The organism is Clostridioides sp. LIBA-6822 (assembly GCF_056688955.1).
The window spans coordinates 4,044,513-4,062,387 of record NZ_CP196995.1 but is presented as its reverse complement, the minus strand read 5'-3'; the positions used below and the strand labels follow the sequence as shown (position 1 = coordinate 4,062,387).

Genomic DNA, 17,875 nt, shown 5'->3' with positions numbered 1-17,875 from the left:
GTGGAGAATTGGTAAGACATATTTTAGTATGCGAAATTCTATGAAACAGGAACCCTGTGACTTTAGTCATGGGAGGTTCAGTACATAGTATTTATAATGGCTACAGGTATAGTTGTACGAAGTATAGCACCATATATAGTGAGTAAATTTAGCGACCCAGCAATTTTAGTACTAGATGAAAAAGGCAAAAACGTAATAAGTTTATTGAGTGGGCATATTGGAGGAGCAAATAATTTAACACATTATATAAGTAATCTTATCGATGCTAACCCAGTAATAACAACAGCCACTGATGTAAATCAAAAAGCTTCCTTAGACATGATAGCAAATAACCTAAATGCACACATTGATAACTTCAGAGAAAATGTAAAAGAAGTGAATTCTATGTTAGTTAATAATAAAGGTGTTGGCTTATATGTTGATGAAGGGTATCAAGTTGATACTAGAGGATTTAAGTTTATAGAAAACATTGATGAATTAAAAGAGAGTTTCTTAGATAAGTACATAGAAAAAGTGGTTATAATAAGCCATAAAATAAATTGTATTAGAGATGTTGAAAATTTAAATACAGATAATGAGTTTGAGAATGGTTATATTAATGAAAAAATAATAAGAGTAATTCCAAAAGATATAGTAATAGGAATTGGTTGTAGAAGAAATACAGATAGTGAGTTAATGTATAACTCGCTTGTAGAATTTCTTAATAAACAAAATATAGATATAAGAGCAATAAATATGATTGGAAGTATAGAGCTGAAAAAAGATGAGAAGGCAATCATTGATTTATCAAAAGTACTACAAATACAATTTAAAACATTTTCAATAGATGAAATATCAAAGGTGGATAATTTATTTGATAAATCCGATTTTGTTAAAAAAAATGTGGGAGTGTATTCAGTAGCAGAGCCTGTAGCATATCTTTTGAGCAAAGGTAATTTAATAGTTGAAAAACATAAATATAAAGGAATAACTTTTTCAGTGGGGAGAATAAAAATATGATATACGTTGTAGGAATTGGTCCAGGAAGCAAAGATACCATGACTTTAGAAGCAATAAAAGCAATTGAAGATTCTGAGGCTATTGTTGGATATAAAACTTATATAAATTTAATAGAAGAATTTATACAAAATAAAGAAATAATTCAAAATGGTATGAGACAAGAAGTTGACAGATGTAAACAAGCAGTAGAAGAAGCTAAAAAAGGAAAAAAGGTAGCAGTTGTAAGTAGTGGAGATGCTGGAATATATGGAATGGCAGGACTTATCTTAGAATTAATATCTAAAGAAAAAGAAGATATAAAAGTAAAAGTGATTCCAGGTGTTACTGCAAGTATTGGTGCAGCAGCGATACTTGGAGCTCCTATTATGCATGATTTTTGTCATATAAGTTTAAGTGATTTAATGACTCCATGGGAAGTAATTGAAAAAAGGTTGAAATTAGCTGCTGAAGCTGACTTTGTAATTTGTTTATATAATCCAAGAAGTAAAGGAAGAAGTGAGCATTTAAGTAAAGCATTTAAAATAATGGGTGAATTTAAAAGTGGGAATACGCCTGTTGGAGTGGTTAAAGATATAGGCAGAGAAAAGGAAGAAAAATTTGTATGTACTTTTGAAAATATGGATTTTGAAAAAGTCGATATGACTACAATGGTTATAATTGGAAATAAATCTACTTATATTGATGGTGAGTTGATGATAACTCCAAGAGGCTATACAGTATGATTTTGATTTTAGGAGGAACTTCAGATAGCTTATCTATATGTGATAAGATAAATGAACTAAAGCAACCATATATCCTTTCAGTGACCACAGATTATGGAAAGGAACTTGCACAACGACATACAAAAAATGTGATTTTAGGGAAACTCGGAAAAGAGGAAATGCTAAAATTTATAAAAGATAACCATATAGTAAAAATAATAGATGCAACTCATCCTTATGCAGTTGAAGTATCTAAAAATGCTATGTATTGTGCAAAACTATCAAATATAGAATATATAAGATTTGAGAGAAAATCTCTAATTGAAAAAATAGATTATGATAATAAGTTTATAGTAAATACAATTGAAGAAGCCTGTGAAATAGCAAATAAAATAGGAAAAAATATATTCATAGGAACAGGAAGTAAAAATTTGAATAGATTTGTAGAAGAAATAAATGATAAAAACTTAGTAGTTAGAGTTCTTCCAACTAGTGAAGTTATACTAAGTTGTGAAAAATTAGGTTTAAACGCAGACAATATAGTAGCTATGAAAGGGCCGTTTAGCCAGTGTATAAACGAAGAAACTTATAAACATTATGACATAGACTTAGTTATAACAAAAGAAAGTGGAATAGCAGGTGGTTTCTTAGAAAAAGTAAATGCATGTAAAAGTTTCAATATACCAGTGATAATTATTAAGAGAGAATCAATTAACTATGAAAATGTAATTAATGATATAAACAAAATTAAAGACATACTTGTATAATTTTTTAGGAGGAGAACATATGAAGAAGGCCTTATTAGTAGTGAGTTTTGGTACAAGCTATAATGAAACGAGAGAAAAGACAATAGATATATGTGAAAATAAAATAAAAAATTCATTAAAAAATTACGATTTTTTTAGAGCCTATACATCAAATATGATAATAAATAAAATAAGAAAAAGAGATGGAATAGAGATAGACAATCCAATACAAGCTTTAGATAAAATATATGAACAAGGATATGATGAAGTAATAATTCAAACTCTTCATATTATATGTGGAGAAGAATTTAACAAGTTAAAAGAACAAGTGGAAAGCTACTCATCTAAATTTAAAAAGATTGTATTAGGTAGACCTTTACTTACACATATTGAGGACTATCAAGAATCTGTAGAGGCAATTAAGCATCAAATCCCTCATATGGAAAATGATGAAGCAGTAGTATTCATGGGTCATGGAACTATTCATGAGTCACATTCGGCATATCCAGCATTAGAGTATATGCTTAGAGATAATGGAGTAAATGCTTATGTTGGCACAGTTGAAGGTTATCCAGAAATAGAACATGTAATAAGAAGATTAAAAGAAGGAAATATAAAAACTGTAAATCTAATGCCATTTATGTTAGTTGCAGGTGACCATGCTATAAATGATATGGCAGGAGATGAAGAAGATTCTTGGAAAACAATCTTAGAAGAGAATGGGTTTAATGTAAATATACATTTAAAAGGCTTAGGTGAAAATCCTTATATACAAGATAAGTTTGTTCGTCATGCGACTAAATGTGCAGAAAATGTTAAATTTTATGGTATAGGAGCAGGGCCAGGAGATAGTTCTTTACTTACAATGAAGGCAGTTAGCACATTAAAGAAACTAGATATTTTATATACTCCAGAATCAAAAAAAGGTGGAGATAGCTTAGCTTTATCAATAGTTAAAGAATACTTAAATGAATCAATAGAGATAAAATCTAGACATTTTCCAATGTGTTTTGATGGAAATGAAAAGAATATAGCATGGGACAATGTAGCCGAAGAGATTGCTGCCGATGTTAAGAATGGAAAAAATGTAGGGTTTGTAACATTAGGGGACCCTATGATTTATAGCACATATGTGTACATAATGGAGAGAATATCAGATGAGATAGAGGTCGAGACTATACCAGGAATTTCATCATTTTCTAATATAGCATCTAATCAAAATTTCCCACTAGTTATGGATAAGGAAGCCTTAGTAATAGTTCCTTGTACTATGGAAGATGATAAAATAGAACTTGCTTTACAAAATTATAACTCAATAGTATTGATGAAAGTTTATAAGAATTTTAAAGAAATAATAAAGAAACTAGAAAAATATAATCTAATAGAACATGCTATTTTAGTAAGTAATTCGTCTCAAGAAGGTGAAACTGTATTTAAAGATTTACGAGAGGCACATCTTGAAGATAAGATATCTTATTTTTCTACAATACTAGTAAATAAAGAGAACAAAATAAAATAGATGAAGGTAACATTTTAAAGGAGATTTAGTATGAATATCGTGGTTGGAACTAGGGGTAGTAATCTAGCACTTATACAAACAGAATGGGTAATTAATGAACTAAAAAAGAAGTATCCAAATATTAATTTTGAGATTAAAGTTATAAAGACAAAAGGGGACTTGATTCAAAATGTTTCCCTAGATAAAATAGGCGATAAAGGATTGTTTGTTAAAGAAATAGAGCAACAACTATTGGATGGAAAAATAGATATAGCAGTACATAGTATGAAGGATATGCCCTCTTATTTAGCAGATGGACTAAAATTTGCTCATACACCTAAGAGAGAAGACCCAAGAGATGTTCTAATACTTAGAGAAGGATATAAAAACTTAGACGATTTACCTCATGGAGCAGTAATAGGAACAGGAAGTAAAAGAAGAAAATTTCAATTATTAAAGCAAAGACCTGACCTAAATATAGTACAAGTTAGAGGTAATGTGGAAACTAGAATACGAAAAATAAAAGATGAAAATATGCATGGGATTGTGTTAGCTGCATCAGGAATAATAAGAGCGAATTTACAAGAAAAAATAAGTTCTTATTTACCTGTTGATGTTGTTATACCAGCACCTGCTCAAGGAGCTTTGGCTATAGAAATAAGAAGTAATGATAGTAATATAGAAGAAATAGTAAATTCACTAAAAGATGAAAATACAGAAATCCAAATATTAGCTGAGAGAGGTTTTTTGGATGGTGTTAATGGAAGTTGTCATATTCCAATGGCAGCTTATTGTGAAATAATCCAAGATAAGATACATCTTACTGGTCTATATGGAGATTCAGAAGGGACTAAAGTAGTAATTAAGTCTATAGATGGAGATATTTCTTCCCCTAGAGAGTTAGGTTTAAAGTTAGCTAAACTTGTGTTGAAGGAGTATGAGAATTATGAAGGGTAAGGTTTACTTAGTAGGAGCAGGACCAGGAGATTATAAACTCATGACTTTAAAAGGCCTAGAGTGTATAAGAAAATCAGATGTAATAGTATATGATAGATTAGCAAATAGTAGTTACTTAAGAGAGGCTAAGCCTGATTGTGAACTTATATATGTAGGAAAGGCATCAAGTAATCATATTTTGCCACAGGAAGATATAAATAGAATTATAGCAGAGAAAGCTAAAGAAGGAAAATATGTGACTCGTCTTAAGGGGGGAGACCCTTATGTATTTGGTAGAGGAGGCGAAGAAGCAGAGACTTTAGTAGATGAGGGGATAGAATTTGAAGTAGTTCCAGGAATAACTTCTGCTATAGGAGGCTTATGTTATGCTGGTATACCTATAACACATAGAGAACATGCTTCATCTTTTCATGTAATAACAGGTCACTTGAAAGGTGATGATAGTGGAGAATTAAATTGGAATGCTCTTGCAAACAATAAAGGGACTCTTGTGTTTTTAATGGGAATATCAAACTTAAAGAAAATAAGTGAAAACTTAATGAAACAGGGAAAAGATAAAGATACACCAGTTGCTCTTATAAGTTGGGCAACTAGGTACAATCAAAGAGTTGTTACATCTACACTTGAGAATGTTTATGAAACTGCTATTAAAGAAGAAGTAAAGCCACCAACCCTTATAGTAGTTGGAAGTGTTGTAGGTCTTAGAGAAAAGTTGAATTTCTTTGAGAATAAGCCTTTATTTGGAAAAAGTATTGCTGTAACTAGGTCTAGAAATCAAAATAGTGTATTGGTGGAAAAAATAATGGATTTAGGTGGAAATCCAGTTGAAATACCTACTATAAAGATAGAAAAAATACAAAATAATATTAAGTTAGAAAACGAAATAAAAAATATAAACAAATATAATTATCTAATATTAACTAGTAAAAATGCTGTAGAAATCTTTTTTGAAAAGATATATGAAATGAATTTTGATCTAAGAATACTATCTAATTTAAAAATATGTGCTATAGGTTCTGCTACATCAAATGAATTGAAAAAAAGAGGAATTATAGCTGATATAGTACCTAAAAAATTTGTAGCAGAATCACTATATGAAGAGCTAATGCCTATCTTGAAAAGTAGTGATAATATACTTATACCAAGAGCAGAAAATGCTAGAGACTATCTAGTTGACAAGCTTAAGGATATTTGTGAAGTAACAGAAGTACATACATATAGAACATTAATAGATGAAGGTAAAAAAGATGAGATATTAGATATTTTAAATTCTAAAGATATAGATTATATAACTTTTACTAGTTCTTCAACAGTAAATAATCTTGTTGAAATTATAGGAAAAGAAAATATTAAAATATTAGACAAAATAAAAACGCTATCCATAGGACCTATAACTACAGATACAATAAATAGTTTGGGAATAAAGCTATATAAAGAAGCTACTAAATCTACTATAGATTCATTGATAGATTTAATCATAAAAAATTAATTTTGGAGGATTACTATGTTAAGAAGACCAAGAAGACTAAGAGCAAGTAAAGCAATAAGAAATTTAGTAAGAGAAACTAAAGTGAATGTAGAAGATTTGATATACCCGCTATTTGTAGTAGAGGGAGAAAATATTAAAGAAGAAATTAAATCTTTACCAGATGTTTATCATTTATCTATAGATAAGTTAGAAGAAGAAATAAAAGAAATAAGTGAGTTAGGAATTGAACATATAATGTTATTTGGAGTGCCAGATGAAAAAGATGAGTGTGCTTCACAAGCATTTAATGATAATGGAATAGTTCAAAAGGCAATTAGAAAAGTTAAAGAGATAAATCCAGATATGAATGTAATAACAGATGTCTGTATGTGTCAATATACAAGTCATGGACATTGTGGAATTTTAACTGATACTGGCTATGTTGATAATGATAAATCATTAGAGTATTTAGCTAAAATATCTGTAAGTCATGCTAAAGCTGGAGCAGATATGGTAGCTCCATCTGATATGATGGATGGAAGAATACAAGCGATAAGAGAAGCTTTAGATGAAAATGGGTTAGAGAATATAGGAATAATGGCTTACAGTGTTAAATACGCTTCAAATTTCTATGGACCTTTTAGAGAAGCAGCTCATTCAGCTCCATCTTTTGGTGATAGAAAAACATATCAAATGGACCCAGCAAATAGCAATGAAGCTATAATAGAAACTGAGCTTGATATATTAGAAGGTGCAGACATACTTATGGTTAAACCTGCATTATCATATTTAGATATCATAAGAAGAGTTAAAGACAATTTTGATTTACCTCTAGCAGCTTATAATGTAAGTGGAGAATACTCTATGCTTAAGTATGCTGTAAAAGAAGGTTTATTAAATGAAGATGTAATTCTTGAATCAATTACATCTATAAAAAGAGCAGGAGCAGATATAATAATAACTTATTTTGCTAAAGATATTGCTAAGTTGTTGCAAAAATAAATTTTATAAAGAAAAAGAATCTTAGAAAGTATAGAAATTATAATTAGATATTTTAGCATGTTTTTATTTAGAAATTTATTAAATAAGAATAGATACTAATTTATAATTTCTATACTTTATTTATGTAATTAAATAAACTTTGGAGGTATAAAATGCTATATCCTATTAATTTAAAATTAGATGATTTAGATGTAGTTATAATTGGTGGAGGAGAAGTTGCATATAGAAAATGTAAGAATTTTTTAAACTTTAATAAGAGTGTTACTATAGTTTCTAAACAACTTTCAAATAGGTTTTATGATTTAGAAGGAGATATAAGAATAATAAAAGATGATTATAAAGAAATGTATATAGAAAATGCTTCTGTAATAATTGCTGCAACAAATAACAGGGAATTGAATATGGAAATAGGATTATATTGTAGAGCAAAAAAGAAGTTAGTAAATGTTGTTGATAATGTAGAGGTATCAAATTTTACTGTCCCATCATATATAAAAAGAGGTGATTTGCTTATAAGTATATCTACTGGGGGTAAGAGCCCTTCATTATCATCGAAGATAAAAAAGGAGCTTGAAGAGATATATACTGAAGATTATGAGGAATATTTAAATGTATTAGGTGATATTAGAAAAAAAGTTATAGAAAAATATGAAGATAAAATTAAAAGAAAAGATATGCTTAATATGTTGATAACACTCGATTTAGAAGAGTTAAAGAAACTTGATATATGAAAAATAAAATAAAAAATTTTAAAAAGGTGTTGACGGATTATTTTTAAGGTGATATAGTATTACTTGTCCTTAAGAAAAGGGCAAACATGAAAAATGAACTTTGAAAATTAAACAGTAGGTTAATTTATAAAACAAGAAACAAACCATAAAGCCAGATATTTTGATAACAATAGTATCTGAGCCTGATAAACTTTTATTTGAGAGTTTGATCCTGGCTCAGGATGAACGCTGGCGGCGTGCCTAACACATGCAAGTTGAGCGATTTACTTCGGTAAAGAGCGGCGGACGGGTGAGTAACGCGTGGGTAACCTACCCTGTACACACGGATAACATACCGAAAGGTATGCTAATACGGGATAATATATTTGAGAGGCATCTCTTAAATATCAAAGGTGAGCCAGTACAGGATGGACCCGCGTCTGATTAGCTAGTTGGTAAGGTAACGGCTTACCAAGGCGACGATCAGTAGCCGACCTGAGAGGGTGATCGGCCACATTGGAACTGAGACACGGTCCAAACTCCTACGGGAGGCAGCAGTGGGGAATATTGCACAATGGGCGAAAGCCTGATGCAGCAACGCCGCGTGAGTGATGAAGGCCTTCGGGTCGTAAAACTCTGTCCTCAAGGAAGATAATGACGGTACTTGAGGAGGAAGCCCCGGCTAACTACGTGCCAGCAGCCGCGGTAATACGTAGGGGGCTAGCGTTATCCGGATTTACTGGGCGTAAAGGGTGCGTAGGCGGTCTTTCAAGTCAGGAGTGAAAGGCTACGGCTCAACCGTAGTAAGCTCTTGAAACTGGGAGACTTGAGTGCAGGAGAGGAGAGTGGAATTCCTAGTGTAGCGGTGAAATGCGTAGATATTAGGAGGAACACCAGTTGCGAAGGCGGCTCTCTGGACTGTAACTGACGCTGAGGCACGAAAGCGTGGGGAGCAAACAGGATTAGATACCCTGGTAGTCCACGCTGTAAACGATGAGTACTAGGTGTCGGGGGTTACCCCCCTCGGTGCCGCAGCTAACGCATTAAGTACTCCGCCTGGGAAGTACGCTCGCAAGAGTGAAACTCAAAGGAATTGACGGGGACCCGCACAAGTAGCGGAGCATGTGGTTTAATTCGAAGCAACGCGAAGAACCTTACCTAAGCTTGACATCCCAATGACATCTCCTTAATCGGAGACTTCCCTTCGGGGACATTGGTGACAGGTGGTGCATGGTTGTCGTCAGCTCGTGTCGTGAGATGTTGGGTTAAGTCCCGCAACGAGCGCAACCCTTGTCTTTAGTTGCCATCATTAAGTTGGGCACTCTAGAGAGACTGCCAGGGATAACCTGGAGGAAGGTGGGGATGACGTCAAATCATCATGCCCCTTATGTTTAGGGCTACACACGTGCTACAATGGGTAGTACAGAGGGTTGCCAAGCCGTAAGGTGGAGCTAATCCCTTAAAGCTACTCTCAGTTCGGATTGTAGGCTGAAACTCGCCTACATGAAGCTGGAGTTACTAGTAATCGCAGATCAGAATGCTGCGGTGAATGCGTTCCCGGGTCTTGTACACACCGCCCGTCACACCACGGGAGTTGGAGACGCCCGAAGCCGATTATCTAACCTTTTGGAAGAAGTCGTCGAAGGTGGAATCAATAACTGGGGTGAAGTCGTAACAAGGTAGCCGTATCGGAAGGTGCGGCTGGATCACCTCCTTTCTAAGGAGAATTACCTACTGTTTAATTTTGAGGGTTCGTTTTTACGAATACTCAAAATTAGCACTTTAAGCAACAGAATAAACTGAGCGCATGCGAAGTTTGTTTGTTGGCGACGTGCGTTAGCACTTTAAGCAACAGAATAAACTGAACGAATGTGAAGTTTGTTTGTTGGCGATGTGCGTTAGCACTTTGAAAACTGCATATATATTTAGTGATATGACATCTAATTTGTAATATATAAAGCTGATAACTTTTAAAAATTATCAAGTTGATAGACTTTAATCTATCAAACCTTTTTAACTGGTCAAGTTATTAAGGGTGCAGGGCGGATGCCTTGGCACTAGGAGCCGATGAAGGACGTGATAAGCTGCGATAAGCTTCGGGGAGTTGCACGTAAACTTTGATCCGAAGATTTCCGAATGAGGAAACTCACTTAGAGTAATGTCTAAGTATCATTAAGTGAATACATAGCTTAATGAGGGGAACTCAGGGAACTGAAACATCTAAGTACCTGAAGGAAGAGAAAGAAATTCGATTCCGTAAGTAGCGGCGAGCGAACGCGGAATAGCCCAAACCAATAAAGTTTTCTTTATTGGGGTTGCGGACATATCATAACGAAGAGGTATCGTAATTGAAGAGGTTTGGAAAGACCCACCACAGAAGGTAATAGTCCTGTATGTTAAACGAGAAAACTTCAGATATGATCCAGAGTACCACGGGACACGTGAAACCCTGTGGGAAGCAGGAGGGACCACCCTCCAAGGCTAAATACTACCTAGTGACCGATAGCGTATAGTACCGTGAGGGAAAGGTGAAAAGAACCCCGGGAGGGGAGTGAAATAGAACCTGAAACCCTGCACTTACAAGCTGTGGAAGCACATTTCTTGTGTGACCGCGTACTTTTTGTAGAACGGGCCAACGAGTTACGTTAAGTAGCAAGGTTAAGCACTTAAGGTGTGGAGCCGTAGCGAAAGCGAGTTTTAACTGAGCGTTCAGTTACTTGACGTAGACCCGAAACCGGGCGACCTACCCATGAGCAGGATGAAGCGAAAGTAAAATTTCGTGGAGGTCCGAACCCACGAGCGTTGAAAAGCTCGGGGATGACTTGTGGGTAGCGGTGAAATTCCAATCGAGCCCGGAGATAGCTGGTTCTCCCCGAAATAGCTTTAGGGCTAGCCTCAAGGTGAGAGATACGGAGGTAGAGCACTGAATGTCCTAGGGGGTATTGCACCTACCGAAGACTATCAAACTCCGAATGCCGTCATCTTATACTTGGGAGTCAGACTGTGGGTGATAAGATTCATAGTCGAAAGGGCAACAGCCCAGATCGTCAGCTAAGGTCCCTAAATGTAAGTTAAGTGGTAAAGGATGTGGGATTGCACAGACAACCAGGATGTTGGCTTAGAAGCAGCCACTCATTCAAAGAGTGCGTAATAGCTCACTGGTCGAGTGATCCTGCGCCGAAGATTTCCGGGGCTAAAACTTACTACCGAAGCTACGGCATCATTATGATGGGTAGGGGAGCTTCCCATACGGGTTGAAGCATGACCGTAAGGACATGTGGACAGTATGGGAGTGAGAATGTTGGCATGAGTAGCGAGATGTGGGTGAGAATCCCACAGGCCGTAAACCCAAGGTTTCCAGGGGAAGGTTCGTCCGCCCTGGGTTAGTCGGGACCTAAGCTGAGGCCGAAAGGCGTAGGTGATGGACAACAGGTTGATATTCCTGTACTACCGATAACCGTTTGAGAGATGGGATGACACAGTAGGATAAGCTAAGCACACTGTTGGTTATGTGTGCCCAAGCATTGAGGCAGTCAGAGTAGGTAAATCCGCTTTGATAATGCTGGGATGTGATGGGGAGCGAAATTTAGTAGCGAAGTAGCTGATTTCACACTGTCAAGAAAAGTCTCTATCGAGGTTAAAGGTACCCGTACCGCAAACCGACACAGGTGGGTGAGGAGAGTATCCTAAGGCCCGCGAGAGAACTGTTGTTAAGGAACTCGGCAAAATGACCCCGTAACTTAGGGATAAGGGGTGCCACCATCCGGTGGCCGCAGAGAATAGGCCCAAGCGACTGTTTACCAAAAACATAGGTTTCTGCTAAGTCGCAAGACGATGTATAGGAGCTGACGCCTGCCCGGTGCTGGAAGGTTAAGGGGATCTGTTAGAGCAATCGAAGCAGTGAACTTAAGCCCCAGTAAACGGCGGCCGTAACTATAACGGTCCTAAGGTAGCGAAATTCCTTGTCGGGTAAGTTCCGACCCGCACGAAAGGCGTAACGATTTGGGCACTGTCTCAACAACAGACTCGGTGAAATTGTAATTCCGGTGAAGATGCCGGATACCTGCGACAGGACGGAAAGACCCCATGGAGCTTTACTGTAGCTTGACATTGGGTCTTGGTACTACATGTACAGGATAGGTGGGAGGCTTTGAAACCAGGACGCCAGTTTTGGCGGAGCCATCCTTGGGATACCACCCTTGTAGTACTGGGACTCTAACCATAGGCCATGAATCTGGTCTTGGGACACTGTCAGGTGGGCAGTTTGACTGGGGCGGTCGCCTCCCAAAAGGTAACGGAGGCGCTCAAAGGTTCTCTCAGTACGGTCGGAAATCGTACGTAGAGTGTAAAGGCAAAAGAGAGCTTGATTGCAAGACATACAGGTCGAGCAAGGATGAAAATCGGACTTAGTGATCCGGTGGTTCTGCGTGGAAGGGCCATCGCTCAACGGATAAAAGCTACCCTGGGGATAACAGGCTTATCTCCCCCAAGAGTCCACATCGACGGGGAGGTTTGGCACCTCGATGTCGGCTCATCACATCCTGGGGCTGTAGTAGGTCCCAAGGGTTGGGCTGTTCGCCCATTAAAGTGGTACGCGAGCTGGGTTCAGAACGTCGTGAGACAGTTCGGTCCCTATCCGTCGCAGGCGTAGGAAATTTGAGAAGACCTGTCCTTAGTACGAGAGGACCGGGATGGACGTACCTCTGGTGTACCAGTTGTTCTGCCAAGGGCATGGCTGGGTAGCTATGTACGGAATGGATAAGCGCTGAAAGCATCTAAGCGCGAAGCCAACTTCAAGATAAGATTTCCCACCGCAAGGGTAAGACCCCAGAAAGACTATCTGGTTGATAGGTCGAAGGTGTAAGTGCAGCAATGTATTTAGCTTATCGATACTAATAGGTCGAGGACTTGACCAAATTATTTGATGTTCATTCAGTAAAATATATGTGTAGTTTTTAGAGTGCTAACTCTAAAGAAACTAGTATTACTAGATTCTAATAACTTAATAGAAATATTAAGCATAAAGATTATGTGGTTACAATAGCAGAGAGGATACACCTGTTCCCATTCCGAACACAGAAGTTAAGCTCTCTAGCGCTGATGGTACTTGGTGGGAAACTGCCTGGGAGAGTAGGACGTAGCCACGTAATTTTTTTTTGAGTAAATTTATTAAAATTAAAAAAAGTTTTGTATTTTATGTTTAGACCCTGCAAATTTGGGACATAATATAATTGTAAAACTTAATATAGCAAAAATAAATTACTCAATCTCCCCCACTTAAAGGCCTCTATCCCCCATAGAGGTCTTTTTTATTTTCAACTCTAATTTTATAAAAATAAATAGTCTTATATATTATTCTATAAATTAAAATTATCTTGTGATAGGAAACATTAAATATAGAAATTATAGAAAATCATAAATTACTTAAACAACATATTCATTTAACTTTATTATATTTAACAAAAAATGTTTATAATTTAACCTTCATTTTAATAAATTTACTATATATTCACTTTGCCTTAATATATCCTTTACAAATTAATAGTATTATTAATCTATAAGTAAATCGTAAAATCAAATCAAATATTTTAGGAGGATAAAAAATGGCAGATATAAGGCTAGAAAATGTCACAAAATCTTATAATAAAAAAAATCCCGTTATAGAAAACTTAAATCTTACTATAGAAGATGGTTCTTTTACAGTGTTGGTAGGGCCAAGTGGATGTGGTAAATCTACTACACTAAGAATGATTGCAGGTCTTGAAGAGATAACTTCAGGAAAACTAAAGATTGAAGAAAATGATGTAACAAAAACGGATGCTAGTAAAAGGGATATAGCTATGGTATTTCAAAACTATGCATTATATCCACATATGACTGTCAAAGAAAATATAGAATTTGGTCTTAAAAATAAGAAAGTACTTAAAGAAAGAAGAGAACAACTTATAACAGAAGTTATTGATGTAGTAGGATTACAAGAATATTTAAATGTAAAACCAAGCAATCTATCTGGAGGACAAAGACAAAGAGTAGCACTTGCTAGAGCGATGGTTAAAAATCCAAAGGTATTTTTAATGGATGAGCCATTATCAAATTTAGATGCTAAATTAAGAAATCAGATGAGGACAGAATTAATACAATTACATCAAAAACTGAAATCTACATTTGTTTATGTAACACATGACCAGGTTGAAGCAATGTCTATGGCAGATAAGATAGTTATAATGAACAAAGGAAAGATAATGCAAATAGGTTCTCCAAAGAAAATATATCAAAATCCTAAAAACTTATTTGTGGCACAGTTTATTGGAAATCCTTGTATGAATATATTAAATATCAAGAATGATGTCAAGTTTGGATTTAGACCAGAAAAAGCAACATTAGAGAGTATAAATATAGATGGAAAAAATGACGGTGTATTTAGCCTATTTGGAAAGGTCATGACTAAAGAAGTCTTGGGAAATGAAACTATATATTGTCTGTCTGTTCTTGATAGTGAGATAAGAGTTAAAACAGAAAATGATATATTTGATATTGGAAGAACTTTAAGAATAAGTGTGTTAGAAAAAGATTTATATTATTTTGATAAACATGGAGAAAGAATAGAAGATATAAAAAAATGTAAAAATATGTATTCTAAAATTAAAGGAGATATTTATGAAAAAGCGATTTAATAAAGCCTATTTATATATAACACCTGCTATTATAGGAACTCTATTGTTTATAGTATATCCAATAATTAAGACAATATCTCTAAGTTTCAAATCAGGTAGTCTTCTTAGTTCAACTTTTGAAAATGTAGGTTTAAACAACTATACAGAACTCTTAAAGAATCCAGAATTCATACAGACTATAACGAATACTGCAATTTATACTTTTTTTATGGTGGCTATATCTATCTCATTAGCTGTAGTACTTGCTGTTTGGTTAAATAAAAACTCTATAATACACAATTTGACACAAAGTATAATCTTTACACCACATGTAATTTCACTAGTATCTGTAGCTGTATTGTGGCTTTGGATTATGGAGCCGCAATATGGCTTTTTAAACTGGATACTGTCAACACTGCATTTACCAACATCAAAATGGCTTTCAAGTGAAAGTTCAGCTTTAATGTCACTTATTCTAATAGGGATATGGAAAACACTTGGATACAATATTTTAATCGTGTTATCAGGTCTTAAATCTATACCAAACTATATATATGAGGCATCTAAACTAGATAATGCAAACAAGATAACAAATTTCTTTAAAGTGACATTGCCATTATTGTCACCAACAATATTTTTTCTTATGATAACAACAACAACTGCATCATTTCAAGTATTTGATGAAATAAGTATAATGACACAAGGTGGTCCACTAGGTTCAACCAACATGTTATCTTACTATATATATGAGTCTGGATTTATATATTATGATATAGGACAAGCAAGTGCAGCGAGTATGTTTTTACTGGCTATAGTTATGATTGCTACATATGCTAATTTCAGATTACTGTCAAAGAAAGTTCACTATCAATAAAGAGAAATAGACACTATAAGGCCTATCAAGAAGGAGGAGAAAATGGATATTATACAACCCATCAAAAAAGATAAAATTGATATAAAAAAAATAGCATCAAAATCAATAGAAGTATTAATTTTACTACTTTTATCTGCAATATTTATATTCCCTTTTATATGGATGTTATCAACATCTTTTAAAAATCCACAAGAAATGATGCAATTACCCCCTACTATTATACCAAATGATATAGTGCTAGAAAATTATAGTACAGCATGGAATTCAGGTCCATTTTTTAGATATTTACTAAATAGTGTATTTGTAACAGGAAGTGTTTTAATTATACAGTTTTTAGTGATGGTTCCAGCAGCGTATGCATTTTCTAAAATTAAATTTAAAGGTGAGAAGGTACTATTTGGGCTTTTGCTTATGGGACTTATGATTCCACCACAAGTAACTTTTCTACCAGTATATATGATGATGAGTAAGTTTGGATTTATAAATACATATGTTCCTCTTATAATTCCATTTATGACATCTTCATTTGGCATATTCTTGCTTAGACAAAATTTTATGCAGATTTCAGATGAGATTATTGAAGCAGCTAAACTAGATAATGCTTCTGATTTAAAAATAATGTTTAAAATAATGGTTCCCATGGCTAAACCAGCAGTAATAACATTTATATTATTTAATTTTATATATCATTGGAATAATTACTTCTGGCCTCTAGTAATGACAAACACAGATGCCATAAGAACTTTACCAATAGGAGTAGCACTTCTTAAATCTTCAGAAGGAATTACTGCATGGAATGTAATAATGGCAGGAAATATAATTCTAATTTTACCAATAATTCTTGTATATATATTTGCAAATAAAAAGGTAAAAGAAGCCTTTATGTATTCAGGAATAAAATAAAAAATTAAAGACTAAATTTGGAGGATGAAAATGAAGCTTAAAAGAAAATTAACAACAGGATTAGCAATAACATTATTATTAGGTTCTTTAGTTGGGTGTTCAAATTCTAATGATTCAAATGCATCTAAAGGGGAAAAGACTGATAGCAATATTACAAAGATAGATTTCTGGGCCCCTTTAGGTGGAACTAATGGTGAAACTGCACAAAAAATGGTTGACCAGTTTAATAGTGAACATAAGGATGTACAGGTAAATATGTTGAAACAGAAAGATTATTATGAAAATGCAACAAAATTACAGGCAGCTTTAACTTCTAAAGACCAACCAGATGTAACATTATTAGAAATAACTCAAACAGGTACATTTGCATCGGCAGGTGCTTTAGTAGATATGAGCAAGTATTTTGATAAAACATACCAAGAAAGATTTTTTTCTGGTCTTTTAACAAATTCCTATTATGAAAATAAGTTTGTTGGAATGCCATTTAACAGAAGTACACCAATATTATACATAAATAAAGATATGGCAACTAAAGCAGGTCTTGACCCTTCAGGTCCAAAATCATGGGAAGAGCTTAAAGAGTATTCTAGTAAAATGACAAATAAATCAGAAGATACTTATGGTTTTGAAACACCAATAGATATTTGGTTTTATGAAGCTATGGTAATGCAAAGTGGTGGAGAAATAGCTAATGGTAAAAAAGTAGCATTTAATAATGAAGCAGGACAAGCACCAGTTAAATTCTGGCAAGATATGATGAAAGATGGAATAATGAAAATGCCTCCTGGTGAAGATTATAATGCTTGGGATGTGGCAAAACAAGACTTTGTAAATGGTAAAGTAGGTATGATATTCACATCAACAGCAGATTTAGCAGGACTTATGCAACAAACAGAAGGTAAATTTGAAATATCAACAGCATTTTTACCAAAGAATCAAAAATACGCAACTCCTACAGGTGGAGCAAACCTAGTTATGCTTGAAGGTGGAACAGATAAAGAAAAAGAAGCAAGTGCAGAGTTTATAAAATGGATGACTCAAACAGACAAGATAGTTCAATTCAGTTCATCAACAGGGTACTTACCAACAACTGAAGATGCAACTAAGTCAGAAAAATTACAAACACTATATAAAGAAAAACCTCAATACAAAGTTGCAACTGACCAATTACAATATGCTGTCGCACTTCCAATGCTAAATGGATATAAAGAAGCAACTGATAAGTTAATGGATGAGATTAAAAAGGGACTTACTGATTTAAATATATCTCCAAAAGATGCAGTAAGTAAAGGAACTTCTGCAATGCAAGCAGTGATAGATAAAACAAATAAATAATTATGTAGACCTGTAGCTGATTAAAAGTA

At 34.5% G+C, this 17,875-nt stretch carries 12 protein-coding genes and 3 rRNA genes; all 15 read left to right on the top strand.

Annotated elements, in window-relative coordinates:
* Positions 1 to 84: 84 nt before the first annotated feature.
* The 15 genes from cbiG to ACTG48_RS19175 all read left to right on the top strand — a co-directional run bounded on the left by cbiG (position 85) and on the right by ACTG48_RS19175 (position 17,846).
* Positions 85 to 999 carry a cobalt-precorrin 5A hydrolase gene (cbiG, locus tag ACTG48_RS19245; protein WP_479918809.1) on the top strand — a complete coding sequence of 305 codons (915 nt, stop codon included), beginning with the start codon at positions 85 to 87 and terminating at the stop codon, positions 997 to 999.
* The gene (gene cobJ / locus ACTG48_RS19240; RefSeq protein WP_479917730.1) at positions 996 to 1,721 is read left to right on the top strand and encodes a precorrin-3B C(17)-methyltransferase; all 726 of its coding nucleotides are present in this window, start codon (positions 996 to 998) and stop codon (positions 1,719 to 1,721) included. Before cbiG ends, cobJ begins: the two co-directional genes overlap by 4 nt.
* Positions 1,718 to 2,467 carry a precorrin-6A reductase gene (gene cobK, locus ACTG48_RS19235; protein ID WP_021386350.1) on the top strand — a complete coding sequence of 250 codons (750 nt, stop codon included), beginning with the start codon at positions 1,718 to 1,720 and terminating at the stop codon, positions 2,465 to 2,467. Before cobJ ends, cobK begins: the two co-directional genes overlap by 4 nt.
* A 19-nt stretch (positions 2,468 to 2,486) precedes the next feature.
* Positions 2,487 to 3,965, top strand: a complete 1,479-nt coding sequence (locus tag ACTG48_RS19230; protein WP_479917729.1) for a cobalt-factor II C(20)-methyltransferase — start codon at positions 2,487 to 2,489, stop codon at positions 3,963 to 3,965.
* A gap of 30 nt (positions 3,966 to 3,995) precedes the next feature.
* Entirely contained in the window at positions 3,996 to 4,901 is a 906-nt protein-coding gene (hemC, locus tag ACTG48_RS19225; RefSeq protein ID WP_479917728.1) for a hydroxymethylbilane synthase, read from the top strand.
* Complete coding sequence (cobA, locus tag ACTG48_RS19220) at positions 4,891 to 6,390, top strand: uroporphyrinogen-III C-methyltransferase (protein ID WP_479917727.1); 1,500 nt, start codon at positions 4,891 to 4,893, stop codon at positions 6,388 to 6,390. The genes hemC and cobA overlap by 11 nt, the downstream gene beginning before the upstream one ends.
* Before the next feature lie 15 nt (positions 6,391 to 6,405).
* Positions 6,406 to 7,371: a porphobilinogen synthase gene (gene hemB, locus ACTG48_RS19215; protein ID WP_021386360.1), complete on the top strand. Its 966-nt coding sequence runs from the start codon at positions 6,406 to 6,408 to the stop codon at positions 7,369 to 7,371.
* Positions 7,372 to 7,523: 152 nt separating this feature from the next.
* On the top strand, positions 7,524 to 8,102 hold the full coding sequence (locus tag ACTG48_RS19210; RefSeq protein WP_479917726.1) for a precorrin-2 dehydrogenase/sirohydrochlorin ferrochelatase family protein: 579 nt from the start codon (positions 7,524 to 7,526) through the stop codon (positions 8,100 to 8,102).
* Between the two features lie 193 nt (positions 8,103 to 8,295).
* Positions 8,296 to 9,798 (top strand): 16S ribosomal RNA (locus tag ACTG48_RS19205).
* Between the two features lie 302 nt (positions 9,799 to 10,100).
* Positions 10,101 to 12,997: ribosomal RNA gene (locus ACTG48_RS19200) — 23S ribosomal RNA — on the top strand.
* Positions 12,998 to 13,111: 114 nt separating this feature from the next.
* Positions 13,112 to 13,228, top strand: a 5S ribosomal RNA gene (rrf, locus tag ACTG48_RS19195).
* The 16S, 23S and 5S rRNA genes sit together here, the layout of an rRNA operon.
* A 456-nt stretch (positions 13,229 to 13,684) precedes the next feature.
* Positions 13,685 to 14,755, top strand: coding sequence for an ABC transporter ATP-binding protein (locus ACTG48_RS19190; protein WP_021386315.1), 1,071 nt, complete (start codon positions 13,685 to 13,687; stop codon positions 14,753 to 14,755).
* Positions 14,739 to 15,608, top strand: a complete 870-nt coding sequence (locus ACTG48_RS19185; protein ID WP_052328893.1) for a carbohydrate ABC transporter permease — start codon at positions 14,739 to 14,741, stop codon at positions 15,606 to 15,608. Before ACTG48_RS19190 ends, ACTG48_RS19185 begins: the two co-directional genes overlap by 17 nt.
* A 42-nt stretch (positions 15,609 to 15,650) precedes the next feature.
* Entirely contained in the window at positions 15,651 to 16,511 is an 861-nt protein-coding gene (locus tag ACTG48_RS19180) for a carbohydrate ABC transporter permease (RefSeq protein WP_479917725.1), read from the top strand.
* A 30-nt stretch (positions 16,512 to 16,541) separates the two neighbouring features.
* The gene (locus ACTG48_RS19175) at positions 16,542 to 17,846 is read left to right on the top strand and encodes an ABC transporter substrate-binding protein (protein WP_479917724.1); all 1,305 of its coding nucleotides are present in this window, start codon (positions 16,542 to 16,544) and stop codon (positions 17,844 to 17,846) included.
* Positions 17,847 to 17,875: the final 29 nt, after the last annotated feature.